The following is a 15,324-nucleotide window of genomic DNA, read 5'->3' as shown; positions in this document are numbered from 1 at the left end:
ATGGCGGAGGCGGACGGGAATCGAACCCGCCAGCGGCAGCGTCTGCCGTTCGACGGTTTTGAAGACCGCGCCGGTCACCAGACCGGACACGCCTCCCTGGACCATGCGGTCAATTATGGACGGGTGACCTACCGACTCACCCAGTACGCCCACGGCGGCGGCTGCGCGTGCAAGATCCCGCCCGGTGAACTGGAGGACATCGTCCGCGGGCTGACGGCGACCGCCCCGCGCGATCCCGTCGGCGAGCTGCTCGTCGGGCTGGACAGCGGCGACGACGCCGCCGCGGTGCGCATCGACGGTGGCACCGCGCTGATCGCGACGACGGACTTCTTCACCCCGGTGGTCGACGACGCCTACGACTGGGGCCGCATCGCGGCCACCAATGCGCTCTCCGACGTGTACGCGATGGGCGGGCGCCCGGTGGTTGCGGTGAACCTGCTGGGCTGGCCGCGCGACGTGTTGCCCTTCGAGCTGGCGGCCGAGACGCTGCGCGGCGGGCTCGACGTCTGCGGCCTGGCCGGCTGCCACCTGGCCGGCGGGCACAGCGTCGACGATCCCGAGCCCAAGTACGGCCTGGCGGTGACCGGAGTCGCCGACCCAAAACGATTGCTGCGCAACGACTCCGGCAAACCGGGCACGCCCCTTTCCCTGACCAAGCCGCTCGGCGTCGGCGTGCTGAATTCCAGGCACAAGGCCACCGGCGAACGCTTCGAGCAGGCGATCGCGGTGATGACCACGCTCAACGCCGACGCGGCCGCGGCCGCGCTGGCGGCCGGCGTCGAATGTGCCACGGACGTCACGGGTTTCGGCCTGCTAGGACACCTGCACAAGCTGGCGCGGGCCAGCGGGGTCACGGCGGTGATCGACTCGGCGGCGGTGCCCTACCTCGACGGCGCGCGCGAGGCGCTGGCCGCCGGCCACGTCAGCGGAGGGACGCGGCGCAACCTCGACTGGGTGGCCCCCCACGCCGACCTGTCCGGCGTCGGCGAGGACGAGGCCCTCCTGCTGGCCGACGCGCAGACCTCCGGCGGCCTGCTGATCGCCGGCGAGATCCCGGGCGCCCCCGTCATCGGGGAACTGGTGCCCCGCGGCGAGCACACGATCGTGGTTCGTTGAGCCGGGGTTTGAGCCGCGCGCACTAGGGTAGATGCCATGGCTATGCGCAAGCTCTTCCTGGAATGGCCCGTCGTCCGTCAGCTGCGTTCCGCCGACAAGCTCGGCCGCGGGACGGCCGTCACGTCCAAGCAGACCCGCGCCGCGGAGCCCCGCACGACGACGGCCGACCGGGTGGTCGAGAGCATCTGTCCCTACTGCGCCGTCGGCTGCGGCCAGCTCGTGTACGTCAAGGACGAGAAGGTCGTCCAGATCGAGGGCGACCCGGGATCGCCGATCTCGCGGGGGCGCTTGTGCCCCAAGGGTTCCGCCAGCGAGCAGCTGGTCAACTCGCCCGGCCGCCAGCTGCACGTGCTTTACCGTGCGCCGCGGGCGACCGAGTGGCAGCGGCTGGAACTCGACACCGCGATCGACATGATCGCCGACCGCTTCGTGGAGTCCCGCCGCCACACCTGGCAGGACATCGACAAGAAGGGCCACCCGCTGCGCCGCACGATGGGGATCGCGGCGCTGGGCGGCGCGACCCTGGACAACGAAGAGAACTATCTGATCAAGAAGCTCTTCACCGCCGCGGGCGCGATCCAGATCGAGAACCAAGCCCGTATTTGACACTCCGCCACGGTTCCCGGTCTGGGAGCCTCCTTCGGGCGCGGCGGCGCCACCCAAACACTGCAAGACATGGCCAACGCCGACTGCATCGTCATCCAGGGCTCCAACATGGCCGAGTGCCACCCGGTCGGCTTCCAGTGGGTCGAGGAGGCGCGGGCGCGCGGCGCCCGGGTCATCCACGTCGACCCGCGGTTCACCCGCACGTCGGCGGTGGCGGACAAGCACATCGCGATCCGCGCCGGGTCGGACGTCGTTCTGCTCGGCGCGCTGATCAACCACGTCATCGCCAACGACCTATGGTTCCGCGAGTACGTCGTCGCCTACACCAACGCCGCCAGCCTGATCAACGAAAGCTATCGGGACACCGAGGATCTCGGCGGGCTGTTCTCCGGCTTCGACCCCGAGACCGGGCAGTACGACACGTCGACGTGGTCGTACGAGCAGGCGAGCAACGGCAACGTGGAGTCACCCGGCGGGGGCCACTCGCACGGTGACACCGCCGCGCAGACAGCGTCCGGTCACGAGCAGGGCAGCGGCGGCCCACCGCTGGCGCACGCGAACATCAAACGCGACGAGACGCTGCAGCACCCGCGGACGGTGTTCCAGATCCTCAAGCGGCACTACGCCCGCTACACCCCGGAGATGGTCACCCAGGTCTGCGGCATCAGCCGCGCGGACTTCGACTACCTCGCCCGGTCCATCGTCGAGAACTCCGGGCGCGAGCACACCACCTGCTTCGCCTACGCCGTCGGGTGGACGCAGCACACGCTGGGCACCCAATTCATCCGCACCGCAACCATTTTGCAGCTGCTGCTGGGCAACGTGGGCCGGCCGGGCAGCGGCATCATGGCGCTGCGCGGCCACGCCACCATCCAGGGCTCGACCGACATCCCGACGCTGTTCAACCTGCTGCCGGGCTACCTGGCGATGCCGAAGGCCGGCATGCACGACACCCTCGAGGACTACCTCGACGCCGTCGGGTCCAAGAAGCAGAAAGGCTTCTGGGCCAACGCCGACGCCTACATGGTGAGCCTGCTCAAGGCGTGGTGGGGCGACGCGGCCACCGAGGACAACGACTGGGCTTACGACTATTTGCCGCGGCTGTCGGGCCCGCACGGCACCTACCAGACCGTGACGGCGATGCTCGACGACGAGGTGGACGGCTACTTCCTGCTGGGTCAGAACCCCGCGGTCGGCTCGGCGCACGGCCGCATGCAGCGCCTCGGCATGTCGCACCTCAAGTGGCTGGTGGTCCGCGACCTCAACCTCATCGAGTCGGCCACGTGGTGGAAGGACGGACCCGAAATCGCCTCGGGCGAACTGAAAACCGAGGACATCGAGACCGAGGTCTTCTTCCTGCCCGCCGCCAGCCACGTGGAGAAGGCCGGGTCGTTCACCCAAACGCAACGGCTGGTGCAGTGGCGCCACAAAGCCGTCGACCCGCCGGGGGAGTGCCAGAGCGAGCTGCAGTTCTTCTTCGAGCTCGGCAAGCGCATCAGGCAGCGGTTGGCCGGCTCGACCGACGAGCGCGACCGTCCGCTGCTGGACCTGACCTGGGACTACCCGACCGACGAGGACGGCGAGCCCGACGGTGAGGCGGTGCTGGCCGAGATCAACGGTTACCAAGTGGCGCAGGGCAATCCGCTGTCGTCGTACACCGAGATGCGCGCCGACGGGTCGACGGCGGGCGGTTGCTGGATCTACACCGGGGTCTACGCCGACGGCGTCAACCAGGCCGCGCGGCGGGTGCCGCAGGGCGGTGGAGGGCCGAGCCAGCACGAGTGGGGCTGGGCGTGGCCCGCCGACCGGCGAATCCTCTACAACCGCGCCTCCGCCGATCCCCGGGGCAAGCCGTGGAGCGAACGCAAGCGCTACGTCTGGTGGGACGCCGACCAAGGGCGCTGGGTCGGACACGACGTGCCCGACTTCGTCGTCGACCGGGCGCCCGGCGCCCGGCCCGACCCGGACGTCGGCGGGCCCGACGCGCTCGCCGGGGACGACCCGTTCGTCATGCAGGCCGACGGCAAGGGGTGGCTGTTCGCCCCGAAGGGCGTGGTCGACGGGCCGCTGCCCACCCACTACGAGCCGCAGGAATCGCCGGTCGCGAACCCGCTCTACCCCCAGCGGCGCAATCCCGCGCGAATCACCTTCGCGCGCAAGGACAATCTGAGCGCGCCCAGCGCCGGGGAGCCCGGGGCCGACGTCTACCCGTACGTCTTCACCACCTACCGGCTCACCGAGCACCACACCGCCGGCGGCATGAGCCGCTGGCTGCCCTACCTGTCCGAACTGCAACCGGAGATGTTCTGCGAGGTGTCCCCGGAGCTGGCCGCCGAGCGCGGCCTCGAGCCCTACGGGTGGGCCACCATCGTCTCGCCGCGCGCGGCCATCGAGGCGCGCGTGCTGGTCACCGAGCGGATGACCCCGCTGGTGGTCGCGGGCCACACCGTGCACCAGATCGGGTTGCCCTACCACTGGGGCGTCGGGAGCGACGCGGTGGTCCAGGGAGACGCGGCCAACGACCTGCTCGGCATCACGCTGGACCCCAACGTGCAGATCCAGGAATCCAAGGCGGGGTCGTGCGACATCCGGCCGGGCCGCCGCCCACAGGGCGAGGAGCTGCTCCGGCTGATCGCCGAATATCAATCGCGGTCCGGCGCCACCGCCGAAACCGGCAATTCACCAGTGAGCGACGGCGTATGGGAAGGGGGAGGCGATGGGCAAGCTGAGCGGACCGACCGACCCGACCGTTGACGCCGGCTGGGCGGAACCCAAGCCCCGCAAGGGATTCTTCACCGACACCTCGATCTGCATCGGGTGCAAGGCGTGCGAGGTCGCGTGCAAGGAATGGAACCGCAACCCGCGCGACGGCAACCTGGAACTGCTGGGGTCGTCCTACGACAACACCGGCGCGCTGGGCGCGAGCACGTGGCGGCATGTGGCGTTCATCGAGCAGGACCGCGACCGCATCGACCGGGCGCGCGAGTCCGGGCGCAAGCTCATCGGATTGGGGATGCCGACCGTGCCGAAAGCGGCGGACAACCAGGACTTCTCGCCGCCCGACACCCCGGAGTTCCGCTGGCTGATGTCGTCGGACGTCTGCAAACACTGCACGCACGCCGGGTGCCTGGACGTCTGCCCGACGGGCGCGCTGTTCCGCACGGAGTTCGGCACCGTCGTCGTTCAGGCCGACGTCTGCAACGGCTGCGGCACCTGCGTGGCCGGCTGCCCCTTCGGGGTGGTCGAGCGCCGCAGCGACGGAACCTACGCGACGCCGGCCGAGCGGCCCGACGGTCCCGCCGAGAAGTTCGTCACCGGGGTCGCCCAGAAGTGCACGCTCTGCTACGACCGCATGGTCGAGGACCAGACACCGGCGTGCGCCAAGGCCTGCCCCACCACGTCGATCAAGTACGGGGACCACGACGATCTGGTCGTCACGGCGCGGGAGCGGGTCGCCGCGCTGCACGCCGAGGGGCGCACCGAGGCCCGCCTGTACGGGGCGAACGAGGACGACGGCGTGGGTGGCATCGGGTCGATCTTCCTGTTGCTCGACGAGCCCGAGGTCTACGGCCTACCGCCCGACCCGCGGGTGTGTACCGCGGACCTGCCCCAGATGGCCAGAAGGGCGGGGGCGGCGGCGGCGGGCATGTTCGCCGCCGCGGCGCTGGCCTTCTGGAAAGGCCGGTGAAAACCGCATGAGCACGTCGGAATTCGACAGCCTCCGCCCGCCGGATACGCCGGGCCGGAAACGCGAAAGGTCCGGCCGCCGGCGCCGGCGCCGCGACGAGTCGGTGATGGTGCCCGACGCCGAATTCACCTCGTACTACGGGCGTCCCGTGGTCAAGCCCGCGCCGTGGGGACCCGAGGTGGCGGCGTACCTGTTCCTGGGCGGTGTGGCGGGCGGGTCCGGCCTGCTGGCGGCAGGGGCCCAGCTCACCGGCCGGAACACGTTGCGCCGCAACTCCAGGCTTTCCGCCCTGATCGCGGTGATGCTCGGGGCGGCCGCGCTGGTGAAGGACCTCGGCAAGCCCGCGCGGTTCGTCAACATGCTGCGGACGGTCAAGCTGACCTCGCCGATGAGTATCGGCTCGTGGATCCTCAGCTTCTTCGGCGCCGGCATCGGGGTCGCCGCGGTGGCGGAGGTCGACCGGATGACCGGCGAGCGGATCCCGTTGGGCCCGTTGCGGTCCGTGCTGCGCGCCATGGAGGGGCCGGCGGGACTCGAGGCCGCGCTCTTCTCGCCGCCGCTCGCCGTCTACACCGCGGTGCTGCTCACCGACACCGCGACGCCGACCTGGAACGCCGCCTACCGCGACCTGCCGTTCGTGTTCGTCAGTTCGGCGAGCCTGGCGGCGGGCGGTTTGGCGATGATCACCACCCCGGTGTCCGAGGCGGGGCCCGCGCGCACGCTGGCCGTCATCGGCGCGGTCGGCGACCTGATCTCCGCGCGGTTCACCGAATACCGGATGGACCCGGTCACCAGGGAACCGCTCCACCAGGGCAGGCCCGGCCGCCTGCTGTCCTGGAGCGAACGGCTCGCCGCTGCGGGCGGGCTCGGCGCGCTGCTCGGCGGGGGCAACCGCGGCGTCGCCGCCCTGTCCGGCCTGACGCTGCTGGCGGCGTCGGCGATGCTGCGGTTCGGCTTCTTCGAGGCGGGCCTGGCGTCGACCCGCGATCCGCGCTACACGATCGACCCCCAGAAGCGCCGGCTCGCGGCCCGGCGGGCGGCCGGCATCGCCGGCGACTCGATCACCACCGCGGGCTAGCGGCGCGCGCGCAACGCCACGGCGATTTTCCGCCCCGGCGTTACTCCTGCCGGGCAAGCGGGTAATAGCTTGTCATGACGAATTTCGGCTACACTCTCATGACCGAGCAGAGTGGGCCCAAAGACCTTGTCCACTATGCCATTTCGGCCGAGGAGCGCGGCTTCGACTTCGAGGTGTGCAGCGACCACTTCTCGCCGTGGCTGGTGTCGCAGGGCCACGCGCCCAACGCCTGGACCGTGCTGGGCGCCGTCGCGCACGCGACCGAGCGGGTCGACCTCTACACCTACGTGACCTGCCCGACGATGCGGTATCACCCGGCCATCGTCGCGCAGCAGGCCGCCACGGTGCAGATCCTGTCCGACGGCCGGTTCACCCTCGGCCTGGGCAGCGGCGAGAACCTCAACGAGCACGTGGTCGGCAAGGGCTGGCCCACCGTCGAGCGCCGCCAGGACATGCTGCGCGAGGCGATCAAGATCATCCGCGAGTTGTTCGGCGGTGAGCTGGTCAACTGGCGTGGGGAGTACTTCCAGGTGGACTCGGCGCGGCTGTGGGACACCCCCGACGTGCCGGTCGGCATCGCGGTCGCCGTGGGCGGTGAAAAGGCCGTCGACAAGTTCGTCAAGCTCGCCGACCATTTCGTCGCGGTCGAACCCGACAAGGAACTGGTTGACGCGTGGCACGCCGCGCGCCAGGCCGCCAACGGCGCCCCTCCCGGCCGCGTGGTCGGGCAGATACCGGTGTCCTGGGATCCCGACCGCGACGCCGCCGTCCAACGCGCGCACGACCAGTTCCGCTGGTTCGCCGGCGGCTGGAAGGTGAACGCCGACCTGCCCACTCCGGCCGGTTTCGCCGGGGCGACCCAGTTCGTGCGACCCGAAGACGTCGCCGAGAGCATCCCCTGCGGGCCCGACCTGGACGCGATCGTCGAGGCGGTCAAACCGTACTGGGAGGCGGGGTTCACCGACATCGCGCTGGTGCAGATCGGCGGCGAAACGCAGGAGAGGTTCCTCAAGGAAGCCGCCGAGCCGTTGCTCGAGGCCCTGCGCGACGCGTCGCGCTGATCGGACGTTTGGCCGAATCGGGCCAGGGTACTCGCTGCCATGGTGCGAGCCGCGCGGCTCGAGGCACCACCAACGACCGACGCCCGGAAATAGTGTGACCCGTTGTCTCGCATCGGATTTGAGCACTGATTGCATCCGGCGGGGCAGGGGGAGCAGGCGATGACTGACGAATCCGGGAATGGCACGGGAACTTTGGTGAAGGCGCTGGCCGCCGCGAGTTTCGGCCTCGGCCTGGGCGAACTGCTGGCACCCGGCAAGATAGCCGACGTCGCGGGGGTGGACGAGACGCCCCGCTCAAGGGCCGTCATCCGCGCGCTCGGCGCGCGTGAATGTGGGCACGGCGCCGCCCTTTTGGCCGGCCCGGAGCGGCTGGTATGGACGCGGGTGGCCGGCGACGTCCTGGACACGGCGCTGCTGCTGGCGGGGGTCGCCGCCCGCGGCCCGGGCCGGCGCCGGCGGGGCGTGATCACCGCCGTGGCGCTTTCCGGGATAGGGGTGCTCGACCTGTACGCGGCGGTGCGCGCCTCCGCCGACGACCGCGGCCGCCACGCCGGCGGCTCGGGGCATCGCGCGGTGCGCGCCGCGGTCACCGTCCGGCGTTCGCCGGACGAGGTGTACGCCTTCTGGCGCGACGTGGCGAATCTGCCGGCCTTCATGTATCACCTGAAATCCGTCACCGCCGACGGCGACGGGCGCTCCCACTGGGTCGCGAGCGCGCCGGCCGGGCGGTCGGTGGAGTGGAACGCCCAGATCACCGAGGACGAACCCGGCAGGCGAATCGCGTGGCAGTCGCTGCCGGGCGCGTCGGTCGACAACGGCGGCAGTGTCGAGTTCACGCCGACGCCCGACGGCGCGAGCACCGAGGTTCGCGTGACGATCGGCTATCACCTGCCCGGCGGGGCGCTGGGCAAGGCTGCCGCGACGCTGTTCGGCGAATCACCCGACCAGCAGGTCAACGACGACCTTCGGCGCTTCAAGCAAATCCTCGAGACCGGGCAGGTGATGCGGTCCGACGGCTCGCCCGAGGGCACCACCGCCAAGGCGCAACTGAAGCAGCGACCCGGTCAACCCACCGGAGAGGGAGCAAGGGCATGAGGGCGACAGTATGGGCGGGCCGCAACAGCGTTGAGGTGCAGACGGTTCCGGACCCGAAGATCCTCAACGACCGCGACGCGATCGTCAAGATCACGTCCACGGCGATCTGCGGTTCGGACCTGCACCTGTACGACGGCTACATCCCCACCGTCAAGCGCGGCGACGTGTTGGGGCACGAGTTCATGGGCGAGGTCGTCGACGTCGGCAAGGCGGTGCGCAACCTCGCCGTGGGCGACCGGGTGGTGGTCCCGTTCCCGATCGCCTGCGGGGCGTGTGCCGCCTGCGAGCGCGACCTGTTCTCGCTGTGTGAAAACTCCAATCCCAACGCCGGAATCGCCGAGAAGTTCATGGGCCACTCACCGGCCGGCCTCTTCGGCTACTCCCACATGCTCGGCGGCTTCGCCGGCGGCCAGGCCGAATACGCCCGGGTGCCCTTCGCCGACGTGGGCCCGCTGAAGATCTCCGACGACCTCACCGACGAGCAGGTGCTGTTCCTGTCCGACATCCTGCCGACCGGGTACATGGGCGCGGAGATGTGCGACATCAAGCCCGGGGACGTGGTCGCGGTCTGGGGCGCCGGGCCGGTCGGCCTCTTCGCGATGATGAGCGCGTATTTGCTGGGCGCGTCGAAAGTGGTTGCTATCGACCGCGTGCCATACCGGCTCGAGCTGGCCCAGAAGATCGGTGCGACGGCGGTCAACTTCGAGGAGTCGCCGGTGCTCGCGACGCTTCAGGACATCACCGCCGGGCGCGGCCCCGACCACTGCATCGACGCGGTCGGCATGGAGGCCCGCAACGGCACGGCCCTGGTGGACGCCTACGATCGCGCCAAGCAGGCGATGCGGCTGGAAACCGAACGGCCGCATGCCCTTCGGGAAGCGGCCCTGAGTTGCCGCAACGGCGGCACGATCTCGATCATCGGCGTGTACGGCGGAATGATGGACAAGTTCCCGATCGGTGCGGTGATGAACCGGTCGCTGACCGTCAAAACCGGCCAGTGCCACGTGCAGCGGTACATGCGGCCGCTGCTGGAACGCATCCGGAGCGGCGACATCGACCCCACGATCATCATCACCCACCACCTGTCGCTCGACCAGGCCGCCCACGGCTACGAGATCTTCAAGCACAAGCAGGACCGGTGCACCAAGGTCATCCTCAAGCCCTGACGGAAAATCGACATTCGCCCAAGGAGAACCCCAGATGTCAAATAAGTTGCAAGGCAAGAAGGTCGCGTTCCTGGCGGCCGACGGCGTCGAGAAGGTGGAACTCGAGCAGCCCCGCGCGGCGGTCGAGGAAGCCGGCGCCCAGGTCGAGCTGCTGTCGCTGAAAACCGGTGAGATCCAGGCCCGCAACCACGATCTCGAGCCGGCCGGAACCTTCCCGGTCGACCGCGCGGTGGGCGACGCGACGGTCGACGAGTTCGACGCCCTGGTGCTGCCGGGCGGCACCGTGAACCCGGACAAGCTGCGCATGGACTCCACGGCGGTGGGCTTCGTCCGCGACTTCGTCGAGTCCGGAAAGCCCGTCGCCGCAATCTGTCACGGACCCTGGACCCTGCTCGAGGCCGGGGTGGCGGCCGGGCGGACGCTGACGTCGTATCCGAGCATCCGCACCGACCTGCGCAACGCGGGCGCCAACGTGGTCGACGAGGAGGTCGTCGTGGACGGCAACCTGACGACGAGCCGGTCGCCCAAGGACCTCCCGGCCTTCTGCGCGACGATCGTCCAGCAATTCGCCCACGCGCCTGCGGGTTAGGCGATACCGCTACCGGATTTGCTCCGTTTGAACCCCCAAGTTTGCGGGCATAGACACGAGGCAAGCCGTCACCGTCTCCGCGGCGGCCCCTTTCAGGGTGGGCCGCGTGGGTTCTCGAAAGGCCTACCTTGACAACCACTTACCCCGATCCCGCCGTCTCGGCCGACTACAACGTGTATCAGCCGCAGGACGACTCCCGGTTGCTCGTGGACGCCATGCACCAGAGCGCGCTCATTCCGGGGCGCCGCGTACTCGACCTGTGCACCGGCAGCGGGTTCGTCGCGATCGCGGCGGCCGAACTGGGTTGCGCCAGCGTCACGGCGTTCGACATCTGCCCGCACGCGGTGCGCTGTTCGCGGGGAAATGCGGCGCTGGCGGGCGTGGAAGTGGATGTCCGGGAAGGAACCTGGCTGGGTGCTATGGACAGCGGACCGTTCGACGTCGTCGTGTCCAACCCGCCCTATGTGCCGACCCCACCGGGCGGCGACACCGAGGTGATTCCCCTTGGCGCGGGGCCGTCGTGGGCGTGGAACGCCGGAACGGATGGCCGGATGATCCTCGACCCGTTGTGCGAATCGGTTCCCGATCTGTTGCGCGACGGAGGGACCCTGTTGCTCGTGCACTCCGCCCTCTCCGGGGTCCAGGAGTCGCTGAAGGCGCTCAAGTCGTCCGGCATGGACGCCGAAGTCGTTGCCACCAAATGGATTCCCTTTGGTCCGGTGATGACGGCACGGGCGAAGTGGCTCGAGGACGGCGGGCAGATTCCCCGCGGGCGCCGGCAAGAGGAGCTGGTCGTGATCCGGGCGGACAAGCGATGACCGCCACCCGTGTGCAAGTCGTGCCGGGCGGGCCCGTCCTGGTGTCGGGTCCCGCGCGGATCGAAATGCCCAACGGCGCCGTCGTGGAGTCGGACCGGTTCATGGTGGCCGTGTGCACGTGCCGGCGCAGCGAGGATTATCCCCTCTGCGACACCAGCCACCGCCGGTGCCGAAACCTCAAGGGCGGCAACACTGAACGCGAAGCCGCTAGGTCAGAGGCGTCCGCAGCGACGTCTGGCCCCGCTCCCACGACGTCATAAGCCGGTCGGCCAGCCGATCCTCGACCGCCGCGTGCGCGCGGATCCCGAACACGACGTCGGGGTCCAGCTCGGGTTCACGGGCGACGAGATCGCCGACCACGTCGATGCGGACCACGTGTTCGTGCACCGCGTCCGCCTCAACGTGCTCGCTGTAGAACTCGACGCACGCGGGCGGCGCCTGCAACCGCTGCAGTGCCCGCACCATGCGCCGTGATCCCGGCGGCGAGGTGATTTCGGTGGACGCGAAGTGCCCGATGGCCGCGCCGCGCAGCGAACGGTGCAACCCGAACATCGACATCAGGTTCACCGCCGCCAGCGATTCCGCGGGCACCGCGTCGATGTAGCCGAGGTAGTCCGAATCCAGGCCGGCCGCCTCGAGAAGATCGGCGAACAGCTGCTGATGCAGGCGGGCGGCCTGTCCGGCGCCGTACTCGTCGAACTCCACCGCGACGAACCCCGCCTTGGCGCGGCCCATCAGCCGGGGGATCGCCCACGCGTGCGGGTCACCCTCCTTGAGGTGGTACACCGAGCGGTGCACGAAGTATTCGCACATCTGCTCCCACGTTCCGTGGTCGCGCAGGAAGTATGACGGGCCCGTGCCGTCGGCCGGCTCGGCCGCGATGGCCTCCATCTCGGCGGCCGCGGTGGCGTCCGGCTCGATGACCCCGACGTCGCGGCGCACGCCGGCAAGGAACTCCCGCTCCAGCTCGGCGCGGAGCTGCAGTAATGCCGGATTCCATTCCCAGGCGGGATCCACCCCGGCGAATCCGCGGTAGTGCAGCTCATAGCACATGCTCAGCGCCAGCTGCAGGTCCAGGCCGTAGGGGTCGGAGTCGCGAACGGAGGCCCCGATGCGGGTCAGCGGGTCGCGGCCGGGCGGCCCGGCCAGCGCGCGGCGGACCGCCGTCGACAGTGGTCCGTGCGCGGCCGGCAGCGCCGGCTCCAGCATGGTCGATGCGCGGGTCACGCCGATGTCTACCCGGATGCGGGGGCCGGCAAACGGTGCCGGTCAGCCCGCCGGCAGCGGGAACGCGAGGTCGACCGTGGTGCCGGTGGGCGTGCGGTCGAACTCCAGGGCGCCGCTGAGGGCCCTCATCAGGACCAGCCCCCGCCCGCTGTTGCCCGGGTTGGCGGCGGGAGTCTTCCACGTTCCCGAGTCGGCGACCCGCGCGCGGACTTCGCCGTCGACGAGGTCGGCCTCGAGCGACATCGTCCCGACCCCGCCGCCGCGGTACGCGTGTTCGACGCAGTTGGTGCACGCCTCGCTGGCAACCAGGATGATGTCCGAGGCGACGTCGTCGGGAACCTCGGCGGCCCGCAGCCACTCGGCCAACCGGCGCCGGATGCCGGCCAATTGGTCTGCGACGGCGGGGCTTTCGATCTGCAGGGGGGCGTGCCCGTGGCGGTAGATCACCATCGCCACGTCGTCGTCGTATCCCGCCGCCGGCGACAGTTCGCGCAGCACCGCGTCCGCGACGGCGTTCAGCGGCAGGTTCTTGGTGTTCACCAAAACGTCTGCGGCGCGGCCTATTCCGTCATCGATGGACTCGTGTTTGCGCTCGACGAGCCCGTCGGTGTAGAGCATCAGCGTAGAGCCGTGTGGGAGCACGCGGGTCGCCTGGGGCCGCGGTTCGTCGCGGCGGACCGCGAGCGGGACGGACGCGGCGTCGGTCAGCATCGTCGTCGCGCCCGGCCCCGGTCCGGCGAGGACGGCGGGCATGTGGCCCGCGTTGCTGTACTGGAGGACGCCCGTCCTGGTGTCGAGGATCGCCAGGAAAACGGTGGTGCAGTAGGCGTTCGGGATCAGCGAGGCGGCCGAGTCGAGCTGCTCGAGCAGCAACGCCGGCTCGGCGCCGTTGATCAGCAGCGCGCGCGCCGAGCTGCGCAGCTGGCCCATGATCGCGGCCGCGGGCAGGCCCCGGCCGACGCAGTCGCCGACCACGATGCCGATGCGGTCGTCGCCGATGGGCAGCACGTCGTACCAGTCCCCGCCGATCTCCAGCGGCGGCACCGCGGGTTCGTAGCGCACCACGAAGCCCGGCGGCGGCTGCACCGGCGGCAGCATCGCGCGCTGCAGGGTCAGCGACGTCTCCCGCGCGTTCTCGAATTGCCGGACGTGCTGCATCGCCAGGCTGAGGTGGCCGATGAGGACCGTGATCAACAGCCGGTCCTCGGCGCTGACCCAGCGCGGCGTGCGGAGCTCCAGCCACAGCGCCAGGTCACCCGCGCCCGAGAGCACCGCGACGAGTCCCGCCGCCTTGCCGGGGTGGTCGGGCCGGTCGACGGTCGTGGCCGTCAGCGGCAGCTGGTGCCGGGCGTCGGCGAACGTGTGGCGCAACCAGGGGTCCAGCTCCCGCCAGCTCGACGCGGTGGGCTCGCCGGCCACCTGGACCGACGGATCCCCGCCCCCGCCCGGCCACGACACCGCGACCACCCGCTGGACGTCGATCGCCGCGCGGCACTCGTCGAGAGCGATCGCGAGCAGTTCGTCCACGCTCTTGGCGACCGCCACCGCCGTGGCCAGGCGCAGCACCGCGCTCTCGCGGGCGGCGAAGGCCCGCTCGGCCGTGACGTCGCGGATCGTGCCCACGTACACGTCCCGGTCGCTGCCGGCCTCCTTGACGGCGTTGATGCTCACCGCCACCCACGCGAGGTGACCGTCCCGATGCCGGATCGGCGTCTCATAGGAGGTGGTGCCGTGGCTGCGGACGCGCGATTGCTGTTGATGGGCGCCCCGCTTGTCGACCAGCCAGGGGTGCGGCCACCGGTACGGCAACCCCTCCGCCGGGTAACCGAGGATGTCGATCAGTGCGTCGTTCATCTCGACGACGGAGCCCTCGTGGTCGGAGACGAAGAACCCTTCCTGCAGCGAGTTGACCAGCGCGGTGCGGAACTTGTCGCGGTCGGCGAGCCCCTCGGCCCGGGCCCGCTGCTCCTCGTAGCGCCTGGTGCCGTCGAGGAACCCCCGCGTCGCGACGTCGAGCGGGACCAGGGTCTGCAACAGGAATTCCAGGGCGATCGGCGCGTCGACCCGATAGTCCTTGGAAACCTCGAGGACCAGCCGTACGTGGTGTTCGACGATCTCGAGCACGCTGATGCGCTCCTGCAGCGCGCGGCGCCCCAGCTCGTGCCCGACCGCCAGGTCGTCCTCGCCGCGGGCCCGCAGGAAGGCGCGCAGGGCCGCCTCGTAGCGGGCGTGAAAGTCGGCTTCGGAGTCGCCTCTTCCGCTCATATCGAAACCCCCCGGTGACGGGCCGTCAGCACCATTGCATCGTCCGTCTCCTTGGCATGCCTGCTCAAGAGTTCCTTGGCGATCACCGGCGCCGGGGCGGCGAAGTCGATGTGCTCAAGATGGTCCTCGGCGATGCCGTCCGTCGAGATGATGATCAGGTCGCCGGCCCGGATCGGAACCACCTGCGCCGGACCGATCTCCGGTATCCGGTAGCCCACGATCCCCGCGGAGAGGCGCGCGCTGGCTCGGAGCCGGGGACCGGTCGCGGCCTTGACGACGAGGTCGGCGGCGACGTTGCCCACCCCGGTCCACGACAGGGTCCCGGCGGAGAAGTCGACCCGTGCCAGCGTCATCGCCACGCCGCGGCTTCCGGCGAGCACCCGGTGACACAGCTGGACGAGGTTTTCGAGCCGCTCGTTGGGAGCGGTCTTCAGCGCGTCGACGGCCCGCACCGCGGCCGCCGCGGCGGGGGTGCCGTGCCCGAGGCCGTCGGCCACGCCGAACAGGGCGGCGTCGTCGTCGATGCTGACCGCGATGGGCTGGTCGCCGGAGACGAGCTCACCCGGCAGCGGCCGCCCGGCGGTGGCCCACTCGATCGGCCCGAACCGCCCCCCA

Annotated in this window: 13 protein-coding genes and 1 tRNA gene; 10 read left to right on the top strand and 4 right to left on the bottom strand. The window is 70.4% G+C overall.

Annotation, left to right across the window (positions count from 1 at the left end; translation table 11 throughout):
• Position 1 precedes the first annotated feature (1 nt).
• Positions 2-96: transfer RNA gene (locus GPY60_RS04550), tRNA-Sec, on the bottom strand.
• 27 nt (positions 97-123) lie between these two features.
• Between GPY60_RS04550 and selD the strand changes: the two genes are divergently transcribed.
• The 10 genes from selD to GPY60_RS04500 all read left to right on the top strand — a co-directional run bounded on the left by selD (position 124) and on the right by GPY60_RS04500 (position 11,477).
• The gene (gene selD / locus GPY60_RS04545; RefSeq protein ID WP_156686430.1) at positions 124-1,116 is read left to right on the top strand and encodes a selenide, water dikinase SelD; all 993 of its coding nucleotides are present in this window, start codon (positions 124-126) and stop codon (positions 1,114-1,116) included.
• Positions 1,117-1,152: 36 nt separating this feature from the next.
• Positions 1,153-4,476 carry a formate dehydrogenase gene (fdh, locus tag GPY60_RS04540; protein ID WP_197283528.1) on the top strand — a complete coding sequence of 1,108 codons (3,324 nt, stop codon included), beginning with the start codon at positions 1,153-1,155 and terminating at the stop codon, positions 4,474-4,476.
• Positions 4,439-5,410 carry a 4Fe-4S dicluster domain-containing protein gene (locus tag GPY60_RS04535; RefSeq protein ID WP_156686429.1) on the top strand — a complete coding sequence of 324 codons (972 nt, stop codon included), beginning with the start codon at positions 4,439-4,441 and terminating at the stop codon, positions 5,408-5,410. Before fdh ends, GPY60_RS04535 begins: the two co-directional genes overlap by 38 nt.
• A gap of 7 nt (positions 5,411-5,417) precedes the next feature.
• Positions 5,418-6,488 carry an NrfD/PsrC family molybdoenzyme membrane anchor subunit gene (gene nrfD, locus GPY60_RS04530; protein ID WP_156686428.1) on the top strand — a complete coding sequence of 357 codons (1,071 nt, stop codon included), beginning with the start codon at positions 5,418-5,420 and terminating at the stop codon, positions 6,486-6,488.
• A gap of 74 nt (positions 6,489-6,562) precedes the next feature.
• A complete protein-coding gene (locus GPY60_RS04525) occupies positions 6,563-7,549 on the top strand; it encodes an LLM class F420-dependent oxidoreductase (protein ID WP_156686427.1) in 987 nt (328 codons plus the stop codon).
• A gap of 159 nt (positions 7,550-7,708) precedes the next feature.
• On the top strand, positions 7,709-8,644 hold the full coding sequence (locus GPY60_RS04520) for an SRPBCC family protein (protein ID WP_156686426.1): 936 nt from the start codon (positions 7,709-7,711) through the stop codon (positions 8,642-8,644).
• A complete protein-coding gene (locus tag GPY60_RS04515) occupies positions 8,641-9,810 on the top strand; it encodes a zinc-dependent alcohol dehydrogenase (RefSeq protein ID WP_156686425.1) in 1,170 nt (389 codons plus the stop codon). The genes GPY60_RS04520 and GPY60_RS04515 overlap by 4 nt, the downstream gene beginning before the upstream one ends.
• 34 nt (positions 9,811-9,844) lie before the next feature.
• Positions 9,845-10,399 carry a type 1 glutamine amidotransferase domain-containing protein gene (locus GPY60_RS04510; RefSeq protein WP_156686424.1) on the top strand — a complete coding sequence of 185 codons (555 nt, stop codon included), beginning with the start codon at positions 9,845-9,847 and terminating at the stop codon, positions 10,397-10,399.
• 128 nt (positions 10,400-10,527) lie between these two features.
• Positions 10,528-11,217, top strand: coding sequence for a HemK2/MTQ2 family protein methyltransferase (locus tag GPY60_RS04505; protein ID WP_156686423.1), 690 nt, complete (start codon positions 10,528-10,530; stop codon positions 11,215-11,217).
• The gene (locus GPY60_RS04500) at positions 11,214-11,477 is read left to right on the top strand and encodes a CDGSH iron-sulfur domain-containing protein (RefSeq protein ID WP_156686422.1); all 264 of its coding nucleotides are present in this window, start codon (positions 11,214-11,216) and stop codon (positions 11,475-11,477) included. The genes GPY60_RS04505 and GPY60_RS04500 overlap by 4 nt, the downstream gene beginning before the upstream one ends.
• On the opposite strand, the gene GPY60_RS04495 is transcribed toward GPY60_RS04500, so the two are convergent.
• Genes GPY60_RS04495 through GPY60_RS04485 form a run of 3 tightly spaced genes read right to left on the bottom strand, consistent with a single transcriptional unit; the run spans position 11,425 to position 15,278 of the window.
• Positions 11,425-12,426 carry an iron-containing redox enzyme family protein gene (locus GPY60_RS04495; protein ID WP_156686461.1) on the bottom strand — a complete coding sequence of 334 codons (1,002 nt, stop codon included), beginning with the start codon at positions 12,424-12,426 and terminating at the stop codon, positions 11,425-11,427. The two genes, GPY60_RS04500 and GPY60_RS04495, sit on opposite strands and share 53 nt — an antisense overlap.
• Before the next feature lie 60 nt (positions 12,427-12,486).
• Positions 12,487-14,709: a SpoIIE family protein phosphatase gene (locus GPY60_RS04490; protein ID WP_156686421.1), complete on the bottom strand. Its 2,223-nt coding sequence runs from the start codon at positions 14,707-14,709 to the stop codon at positions 12,487-12,489.
• Positions 14,706-15,278, bottom strand: coding sequence for a SpoIIE family protein phosphatase (locus tag GPY60_RS04485; RefSeq protein ID WP_370462645.1), 573 nt, complete (start codon positions 15,276-15,278; stop codon positions 14,706-14,708). Before GPY60_RS04485 ends, GPY60_RS04490 begins: the two co-directional genes overlap by 4 nt.
• Positions 15,279-15,324: the final 46 nt, after the last annotated feature.

It is taken from the genome of Mycobacterium sp. Marseille-P9652 (genome assembly GCF_902652685.1).
Taxonomy (GTDB): Bacteria; Actinomycetota; Actinomycetes; order Mycobacteriales; family Mycobacteriaceae; genus Mycobacterium.
This window is presented reverse-complemented; position numbering and strand designations above follow the sequence as displayed.